Source organism: Nocardia sp. NPDC058176 (assembly GCF_042883805.1).
Taxonomy (GTDB): domain Bacteria; phylum Actinomycetota; class Actinomycetes; order Mycobacteriales; family Mycobacteriaceae; genus Nocardia.
In genome coordinates, this window is record NZ_JBHVVA010000009.1 from 1 (window position 1) to 8,706 (window position 8,706).

Below are 8,706 nucleotides of genomic sequence, written 5' to 3' on the forward strand. Positions count from 1 at the left end.
CGCCGGGCTTACCGTCGAAGAGATCGCGGTGATCCAGCGGGCGCGGCGAAGGCTTATGGCGCGGCGGCTGCGAGAAGTCGAGGCCGACGACAAGGCGTCAGCACCAGCCGGTGCCGACAAAGGGCAAGATGTGGCAGTCTGATGGATCGCTGCCGCGAGGAAATTAAGGGCGCATGGTTTCGCTTGCTGACCTGAGGAAGAAGTTCGACGACGGTACGAACGTCTACAACGCGGCGAGCGGATACAGCGAGGACGAGACCCGGATCGAGTTCATCGACCCGGTGCTCGACCTCCTCGGGTGGGACGTCGCCAACAAGTTGGGCTTAATCCCATCCAAGCGTGAGGTCGTACGAGAGACCAGGCAGGTCCGCGAGGGCGGCGCCGACAAGCGTCCCGACTATACGGTCAGGGCAAGTGGCCTGCCACGGTTCCACGTAGAGGCGAAGAAGCCCTACGTGGACATCCGCATTGACCGCCAGGCGATTTTCCAGGCTCGCCGGTACGGATACACCGACCGCCACGCCATCGTCGTCCTCACCAACTACAGGTCGCTGGTCATCTACGACGCCTCGGTGCCCGTCGACGAGACCATCGACCGCCCCGAGACAGCCCGGCTTTTCACCTGGGACTACGACACCTACGAGGCGAACTGGGACGAGATCAAATCGATCCTGGGCCGCGATGAGGTCCACGGCCTCGGCTGGGAGGATCGGTTCCAGGTCGCTCGCGAACACCAGCCCCTGCCCGCCGACGAAGCCTTCATCCAGCACTTCAACCAGTGGCGGGTAGAGATCGGCACCGACATCCTGGCCCGTGACCCGAGCGTCGATGCTGAGACAGTCAACGACGCCGTCCAGCAGCTGCTCAACCGGCTCATCTTCGTGCGTATGTGCGAGGACCGCGGGATCGAGGGTGAAGAGACTCTGCGTAAGGCTTTCGCCCATAGCAGCACGACAACTGTGTCCGGCCTTTTCAAACGGCTCAACCGCCGCTACAACACGGGGCTTTTCTCCACTGCTGGGAACGTGGACGATTCCATCCTCAGGGTCAGCACTGGGGTGCTGGCGGGCATTGTGGACCGCCTCTACTCGCCCAAGTCCCCGTTCTCGTTCGCCGTCCTGGACGCCGACTTCCTGGGCCTGGTTTACGAGGCTTCCCTGGCTGAGCACCTGGTAATCACCGGCAGCGGTAGGCGCGAGAAGGCGGAACTGGCAAAGAAAGCTGAGTACACCCGAAGGGACGTCGTGACGACCCCGCAGGCGCTCGTCGACGCCACCGTTGAAGCCGCTGTTGAACGGCTGGACCATGATCTCCGAGAGCCGAACGTGCTCGACTTCGCAACCGGGTCCGGGCGCTTCCTGCTCGCCGCGTTCAACCAGGTTGCCGAACGGGAGACCCTGCGCCGCGTCGCGGACGGCGACACCGACGGCTTGCTTCGAGTAAGCGACGACGAGTGGCGGCTGTCGTTCGAGGAAAAGAAGCACCTGCTTGCCGAGAGCTTCTTCGGCATCGACGTCGACTACAACGCGGTCGAGGTGGCCCGTTTCAGCCTCCTAGTCCGGCTTTTGGACGACGAGACCGGCGAGACTCTGCCCAAAGGGCAGAAAATTCTTCCCGACCTGACCCAGAACATCGTTCATGGCAACACGCTGGTTCGCGAACTTCCGAACGCCACCGCCGACGAATTGGACCTGACCAACCCGCTCGACCTGGGCGCCACAGCCCTGCCGGCCGAGTTCAACCTCATCGTGGGGAACCCGCCCTACATGAGCGCCGAGAACATGAAGAACTACGACCCGCGGGAGTACCAGTACCTCAAGGCCGAGTACGAGACCACGGAGCGCCAGTTCGACAAGTACTTCCCATTCGTCGAGCTCGCCGTCACACATCTCGCGCCAGCTGGACTGACCGCGGTGGTCATTCCGAACAAGTGGATGACCGTGGTGTCCGCCAAGATGTTCAGGGCTCTACTGCGCGGCGATGTCAGCCCCGTCTGGCTGACCAACTTCCGGCACGTGACCGTCTTCGAAGGCAAGTCGGTCTACGTCTGTGCCTTGGTCCTCCAAGCAGATGCCGCTGGCAAGCCGCTCACGTACGCCGAGCCCGAGTCCTTCGAGGAGTTCGCACTCGGCAGGTATGAAGGTGTCAAGCTGCCTGCTTCCGCTCTCCCGTCCGATTCGGAAGGCCCTTGGGTCCTGCCCGCCAACCCGACCGAGAAAAAGGTGTTCGACGCACTGTTCGCGGACTCGATCCCACTTGCGGAAGTCTTTGACGTGCGCAATGGCGTCCAGACGAGCAGGAACAGCGTCTACATCCTGACCAACGTCACGGCCAAGGGAGACTACGTCGAGTTCACCAAACCAGACCCGAAGACCAAACAGTCGAGGCATTGGAAGATCGAGAAGGCAGTCACCAGGCCGTACATCGACGACTCTCGCCTGGTGCGCTCTCGCCGATATGTCAGGCCTGACTCGCTGATCATCTACCCTTACTGGCCTGCACCCCAGAACCCTTCTGGGGTGCAGGCCATCCCCGAAGCGGTGATGAAGAAGGACTACCCGCTGGCCTACGCCTATCTCCTGGCGCACAAGGCCGACCTCGAGAATCGAGACGCCCAGGCCAGGCGCCAGATGCGAGACCAGGGAGCGTTTTACGTCTACGGACGCACCCAGGCCATCGGTTACTCGCCTCAGCAGCCCAAGATCATCTACTCGGTGAACCAGAAGGGTCGGAAGTACGGGATGGATGCCGAGGGGATCATCGTCCAGTCCGGCGGCACGGCCGGAGAGGTGATGATGTTTCAGACCGGTGACTACTCACTCGACTTCGTGCTGGCCCTCCTCGACCAGCCGGAGATCGAGATGTTCCTTCGCAAGCGTGGTAGCCCTTTCCGCGGCGGCTACTACGCCCGCGGCTCGGACGTAATCGCCGCGGTCCCGCTCCCACGATTGGACTTCGGCGATCCGCAGGACGTGCTCTGGCACAGCGAAATTTCGTCCAAAGCCCTGTCGTTGCGGCACCAGACGGAGGACTCGGACTTGGTTCCTGCTCGTAAACAAGCCCAGCATCAGAACCAGATGCGTCTGCTGGCCATGGATATCCGACTGCAGTTCCTCGCCCGCTGGCGGCTGAAAGAGGTGGATGTTCAGGACCTTCGATAGTAGGAGCGTGGTGTTCAATGGGGCGCAACCTGGAATCGGAGCGCGTGGACGAACATGTGAGGCTTGTACGACAGTCCGCTGAACGACATCGGCATGCATGAGCGCCTGACGCAGACGCTCTTGAAAGCGAACTATGATCTTGTCATGGATGGCGAGCCTGGGCCGCTACGGCGTCGCGGTGAAACCATCAACGCCCGGGCGAACGGGCCTTGCTGCGTCGAGCATTCACCACGCTAGTCAAGGTGTGGGTCGGCGTCAGAGCGTCGGCTCCGGCGGGGTGCACACACTGCGGTGGCTGCGTCGAGTTCCGCTTCAACCTCTGATATGTCACCTTAGTGGTGGCTTCTTGGCCGAGATGCGCATGGTGGAGTTCCGCTTCAACGTCTGATGGGCGCTGATGCGCAGTGGCTGGCGTCGTTGCAGCCGGAGTTGCGGTACCTGCTGAACCGCTGGGATCCGATCGGGGTCTACGACGCGGAGCTGGACTTTCCGTCGGATGAGTACGACTGTCTCATCGGGCCGGTCCTGGTGCGGCTGGGCAGGGGTGAGAGCCGGGCCGAGATCAGCGAATTCCTTTGGCGCGAAATCGAAGACCACTTCGGGCTCGATCCCTTCGGTGCGCGGACGGATTCGTTCGCGGACCAGCTGCTGACCTGGTTCGCGCGACATTCGGTCGAGCCTGATGGCGACTCACGGTGAGGTGAGTTCGAGTTCGATTGCGCCGGTGAGGAGTTGGCGGGCTCGGGGGAGGGCGAGGGTGCCGCTGTGCCAGCGTTCGCTGAGGCCCTCGACCAGGGCGGTGAGGCGTTCGGCGGTGGCGGTGGGGTCGACCGAATCCGCGACGGTGCCTGCGGTTTGGGCTTCGCGGATCAGGGCGGCTATGTCCGAGTTCCAGGTCTCGGTGGTGGTGCGCAGCGAGTCGCGGAGGTCGGGGTGGAAGGCAGCGGTGGCGCGGAGTTCGCCCCAGGCGATGCTGTTCTGGCGGACTTCGGGAGTGTCCTGGAGTTCGCGTAGGAGCATCTGTTCGAGGCGGGTGCGGGGGTTGGTGGCGGGGACGTCGGTGTAGGTCTGGGCGCGGTGGTTGATGTGTTCGAGGGCGGCCCGCAGGATTCCGGCGCGGTCCTTGAAGTGGTAGTAGATCAGCGCCGTCGACACTTCGGCCGCGGCGGCGAGCTTTTCGACCCGCAGTCCGCGCACGCCGTCCTCGGCGATGACGCGGACCGCGGCTTCCATGATCTGGGTTCGACGATCCGACACGATTCCTCACAGTAGGTGCCCGGCCATCCACCGGGCACCGCTCAGTCGACGGGTTCCTGCTGGGTGGTGCAGTGGATACCGCCGCCACCTGCGGCGATGCCATCGATGTTGATCTGCACCACCTCGCGGCCGGGGAACAGCCGGGTCAGGGTGGCGGCGGTGGCGGCATCGGCCGCCGGGTCGCCGAACTCCGGGGCGATGACGGCGCCGTTGCAGACGTAGAAGTTGATGTAGCCCGCGGCGAAATCGTCGTTCCCGAACTGTTCGCGCACGGTCGACGGGCCGGTCAGCACCTCCACCCGCAGGGGTCGGCCGTGCACGTCGGTCGCCGTGCGCAGGATGTCGAGGTGGCGGCGGGTGACGTCGTAGTCGAAGGACTCCGGGTCGTTGTCGAGTCCGGCGACCACCACGCCGGGGCCGGTGAAGCGGGCGTAGAAATCGGTGTGCCCGTCGGTGATGTCCTCGCCCGCGATGCCGGGTAGCCAGATCACTTTCGTGATGCCGAACAGGTAGGCGAGTTCTTCCTCGACGTCGCGTTTCGTCCAGCCGGGATTGCGGTTGGCGTTGAGCACACAGCTCTCGGTGATGATCGCGGTGCCCTCGCCGTCGACCTCGAGCGCGCCGCCTTCGAGTATCAGATCGGTGTGCCGGGTTTCGCTGCCCGCGCGGCCGGTGACGAACTCCGCGACTTTCGCGTCGGCGCGGTGGGGCTGCTTGTCGCCCCAGCCGTTGAAGTTGAGATCCACTCCGGCCTTGGCGCTGCCGCTGCGGACGAAGACCGGGCCGGTGTCGCGCATCCACAGGTCGTCGAGGTCGGTGGGGATCAGTTCCACGTTCGCGGTGCCGATCAGGCGCTGGGCCAGGGGGAGTTCGTCGGGGCGTACCAGCATGGCGACGGGTTCATAGCGGGCGATCGTGGTGGCGATGGTGGCCAGGTTGCGCTGCACCTCGGGTACCAGATCCGCACCCCAGATATCCGCGTCGGTGGCGAAAGCCATCCAGGTGCGCTTGTGCGGTTGGCCCTCCTCGGGCATGAGCCAAGTCCTGGTGTCGTCGACCTGGGTCTCGCAGCCGACCCACAGCACACTGCCGAGCGCGGCCATCGTGGTCTGGACGAACGTTCGTCGTCGCATCTGAATGCTCCCTTCGGGTTCCCCGAGGATAGACCCTGACTGAAATTTCAGTCAAGGACGGTGGCACCTAGGTGGGGTTCTACGCACCCTCGGGGTCGCGGGACCAGCACTCGGGGCACTGATGACGGCGGGCGATCCGGTGGAAAGTGGAACCTGTCACCGCACCCGAACCCGGAGGCCCCCGATGTCGATCATCAGCACCATCGCCCACTCGGCGGAGCGTCGCGTCATGGTCTCGACCGCGGACGGGGTGGAGCTCGCGGTTCGCGAATACGGTCGGCGGTCCGCGGATCTGACCGTCGTGCTCATCCACGGACACTGCCTGCGCAGCGAATCGTGGACCGATGTGCGCGACGCGCTGCTGCGCGAGCACCCCGCCGCGCGGGTCGTCTGCTACGACCACCGCGGTCACGGCGACTCGGCCACGGCTCCCCGGCAGACCTACAACCTCGAACAGCTCGGCCAGGACCTGCACGATGTGCTCGACGTGGTCGCCCCGAACGGGCCGGTCGTGCTGGTCGGTCATTCGATGGGCGGGATGACCGTGCTGACCTACGCCGACCGCTACCGGCACGAGATCGGCACTCGCGTCGTCGGCGTCGGGCTGATCGCCACCGCCGCGAGCGGACTGGCCGACGCGGGCTTCGGACGGCTGCTGCGCAACCCGTTCATCTCGGGATTCCAGGCGGCCGTGCGCCGCGCGCCGCGGCTGATGCAGCGAGTGAAGCTGCTGGCCTGCAAGGTCTTCGCCCCGGTGGTCCGCGCCGCGGAATTCGGCGACGGCAAGGTGAGCCCGCGCGTGCTCACCCTGGCCGCGGCCATGCACAACGCGACCCCGATCGTGACGATGGCGAGCTTCCTGAGCGCCTTCATGACCTACGACCGCACCGACGTCCTGCCCGACCTGTCGACGATCCCCACCATGATCCTGTGCGGTTCCGCCGACCTCATGACCCCGCCCGCGCATTCCGTCGCCATGGCCGCCGCGGTCGACTATTCGGACCTGGTCATGATCGAAGGCGCAGGCCACTCGGTGATCCTCGAGCAGCCGGGCCAGGTCACCCAGGCCATCACCCGCCTGCTCACCCGTGCCGGCGATACCAACACCGTCGACCGCACCGACCTGGCCCTCGCCGCCTAGGGAGCCTCGAAATTCGCCACCCCGCGATATTGGACCGTTGATCACCACGCTCTCAGGTGAGTATCGGCCGAGAGGCGAACGCCACCAGAGCGTGGTGATCGACTGTCCAGCTCGGGGTGGATTACTCCCTGCGGGCGCAGGCGAGGGCGGCGTGGCGGCGGGTGGTGGCGGTGGCGGGGTGTTGGAGGCGGTCGAGTTCGGTGAAACCGGTGGTTTGGAGGAGAGTGATGAGGTTGTTGATGGGCCAGCGGTAGGCGTTGGTGACTTTGTGGGGGAACATTTCGACTTCGTTCTCGGCGTCGAAGAAGCCGAGGACGAGTGCTCCGCCGGGGCGGAGTACTCGGTGGAATTCGGTGAGGATGGTGGGGAGTTCGGGGGGTGGGATGTGGATGAGGGAGAACCAGGCGAGGATTCCCGCGATGGATTCGGGTGGGGTGTTCAGGGTGCGGAAGGAGCCGAGTTCGAAGTCGAGGGTGGGGTAGGTGGTTCGGGCGTGGGTGATGAATTCGGGGACCAGGTCTATGCCGGTGGTGGGGATGCCCGCGTCGGTGAGGACCTTGGTGAAGTGGCCAGGGCCGCAGCCGAGGTCGAGGACGGGGCCCTCGGTGAGGTGGCGGAGGATGAAGGTGGTGTAGGCGGGGTCGAGGTCGGTGGGGGAGCCGAAGAGGTCGATGTAGAGCTGGTTGACCGCGGTGTAGGCGGCGCGGACGGTGTTGTCGGGCACTCGGTCGACGGTAGCGGGGACGGTCACCGGGGAGGGCATGCCCGGTGGTGTCGGTCGTTTGTGATGGGAAGACCCGGGTAGTCGAATGGGGGAGGAGCCGCTTTTCCCAGTCGTAGACGAAGGGACTAGACGATGCCGATCAGGCCTGTCCGACGCATTGCCCGCACACTGTTGGCCACCACGTTCGTTGCCGGTGGGGTGAACGGGCTGATGAATCCGAAACCGCGTGCCGAGGCCGCGACCGCGCTCGCCGACCGTGGGCGCACCGGCCTGCCCGATGCGCTGGCCGCGAAGGTGCCCGAGGATCCCAGCCGGTTCGTGCAGATCAACGCGGTGGCGCAGATCGCGGGTGGATTGTTGCTCGCCAGTGGGCGGGCACCGCGTCCGGCGGCCTTCGTGCTGGCGGCGACCGTCGTGCCCGGCACCGTCACCGAGCAGGACTTCTGGGCCGAGAACGACCCCGACCGCAAGGCCGCCAAGCGCGCCGGATTCCTCAAGGACCTCGGGTTGCTCGGTGGATTGCTGATCGCGGCCGCCGATACCGAGGGCAAGCCGTCGCTGGGTTGGCGAGCCAGGCGCGCGTTGTCCCGGCAGGAGCCGAAGGTGGCGGCCGAGGGCGCGGCGCTGGTCGGCGCGGCCAAGGTCCACAGTGCGCACCTGGCCGAAGTCGCCCACGACCGCGGGGCGCAACTGGCCGATATCGCCCGCGAGCGTGGTCCGCAGCTGGCGGAAGCCGCGCAGGAGCGTGGCAGCCATCTGGCGGAAATCGCCCGCGAGCGTGGGCCGCAGCTGGCCGAGGCCGCGCAGGAACGCGGCAGTCACTTGGCCGAGATCGCCCGTGAGCGCGGTCCGCAGCTCGCCGAGGCGGCCCGTGCGCGCGGGACACAGTTGGCCGAGATCGTGAAGGGCCGGGGCCCCGAGGTGGCCGACGCCGCCCGCGAGCGAGGCTCGCAGTGGGCCGAGCTGGCCAAGGATCGCGGTCCCGAGGTGGCTGAGGTTGCGCGCCACCGGAGTTCGCGCCTGCTCGGCGCCGCCAAGGAACGTGGCACCCACGCAGCGGAGCTCGCGCGCGAACGCGGCGAACAACTCGCCGACGCGGCACGGGAACGTCGAGCGGCCGGCTGACCCGCCCAAACCACGACACCACACTCAAACGGCGGCTGCGCCCATCAAGGCGCAGCCGCCGAACTGCCGCGCCGAACTGCCGCGCCGAACTGCCGCGCCGAACTGCCGCGCCGAACTGCCGCGCCGAACTGCCGCGCCGAACTGCCGCGCCGAACTGCCGCGCCC

At 66.0% G+C, this 8,706-nt stretch carries 7 protein-coding genes; 4 read left to right on the top strand and 3 right to left on the bottom strand.

Translation table 11 applies throughout. From position 1 onward, the window contains the following. Positions 1–173: 173 nt before the first annotated feature. Together ACFVVM_RS30735 and ACFVVM_RS30740 are read left to right on the top strand one after the other, a co-directional pair. The gene (locus ACFVVM_RS30735; RefSeq protein WP_387625466.1) at positions 174–3,161 is read left to right on the top strand and encodes an Eco57I restriction-modification methylase domain-containing protein; all 2,988 of its coding nucleotides are present in this window, start codon (positions 174–176) and stop codon (positions 3,159–3,161) included. Positions 3,162–3,548: 387 nt separating this feature from the next. Continuing rightward, positions 3,549–3,860 (top strand): hypothetical protein, encoded by a 312-nt coding sequence (locus ACFVVM_RS30740; protein ID WP_387625468.1) that lies wholly within the window; start codon positions 3,549–3,551, stop codon positions 3,858–3,860. On the opposite strand, the gene ACFVVM_RS30745 is transcribed toward ACFVVM_RS30740, so the two are convergent. Next, on the bottom strand, positions 3,852–4,418 hold the full coding sequence (locus ACFVVM_RS30745) for a TetR/AcrR family transcriptional regulator (protein WP_387625470.1): 567 nt from the start codon (positions 4,416–4,418) through the stop codon (positions 3,852–3,854). The two genes, ACFVVM_RS30740 and ACFVVM_RS30745, sit on opposite strands and share 9 nt — an antisense overlap. A gap of 41 nt (positions 4,419–4,459) precedes the next feature. After that, positions 4,460–5,551 carry an agmatine/peptidylarginine deiminase gene (locus ACFVVM_RS30750; RefSeq protein ID WP_387625472.1) on the bottom strand — a complete coding sequence of 364 codons (1,092 nt, stop codon included), beginning with the start codon at positions 5,549–5,551 and terminating at the stop codon, positions 4,460–4,462. A gap of 184 nt (positions 5,552–5,735) precedes the next feature. Between ACFVVM_RS30750 and ACFVVM_RS30755 the strand changes: the two genes are divergently transcribed. Next, complete coding sequence (locus ACFVVM_RS30755; RefSeq protein ID WP_387625474.1) at positions 5,736–6,692, top strand: alpha/beta fold hydrolase; 957 nt, start codon at positions 5,736–5,738, stop codon at positions 6,690–6,692. Between the two features lie 121 nt (positions 6,693–6,813). On the opposite strand, the gene ACFVVM_RS30760 is transcribed toward ACFVVM_RS30755, so the two are convergent. Continuing rightward, the gene (locus ACFVVM_RS30760) at positions 6,814–7,416 is read right to left on the bottom strand and encodes a class I SAM-dependent methyltransferase (protein ID WP_387625476.1); all 603 of its coding nucleotides are present in this window, start codon (positions 7,414–7,416) and stop codon (positions 6,814–6,816) included. Between the two features lie 132 nt (positions 7,417–7,548). Between ACFVVM_RS30760 and ACFVVM_RS30765 the strand changes: the two genes are divergently transcribed. Continuing rightward, positions 7,549–8,541 (top strand): DoxX family protein, encoded by a 993-nt coding sequence (locus ACFVVM_RS30765; protein ID WP_387625478.1) that lies wholly within the window; start codon positions 7,549–7,551, stop codon positions 8,539–8,541. Positions 8,542–8,706 lie beyond the last annotated feature (165 nt).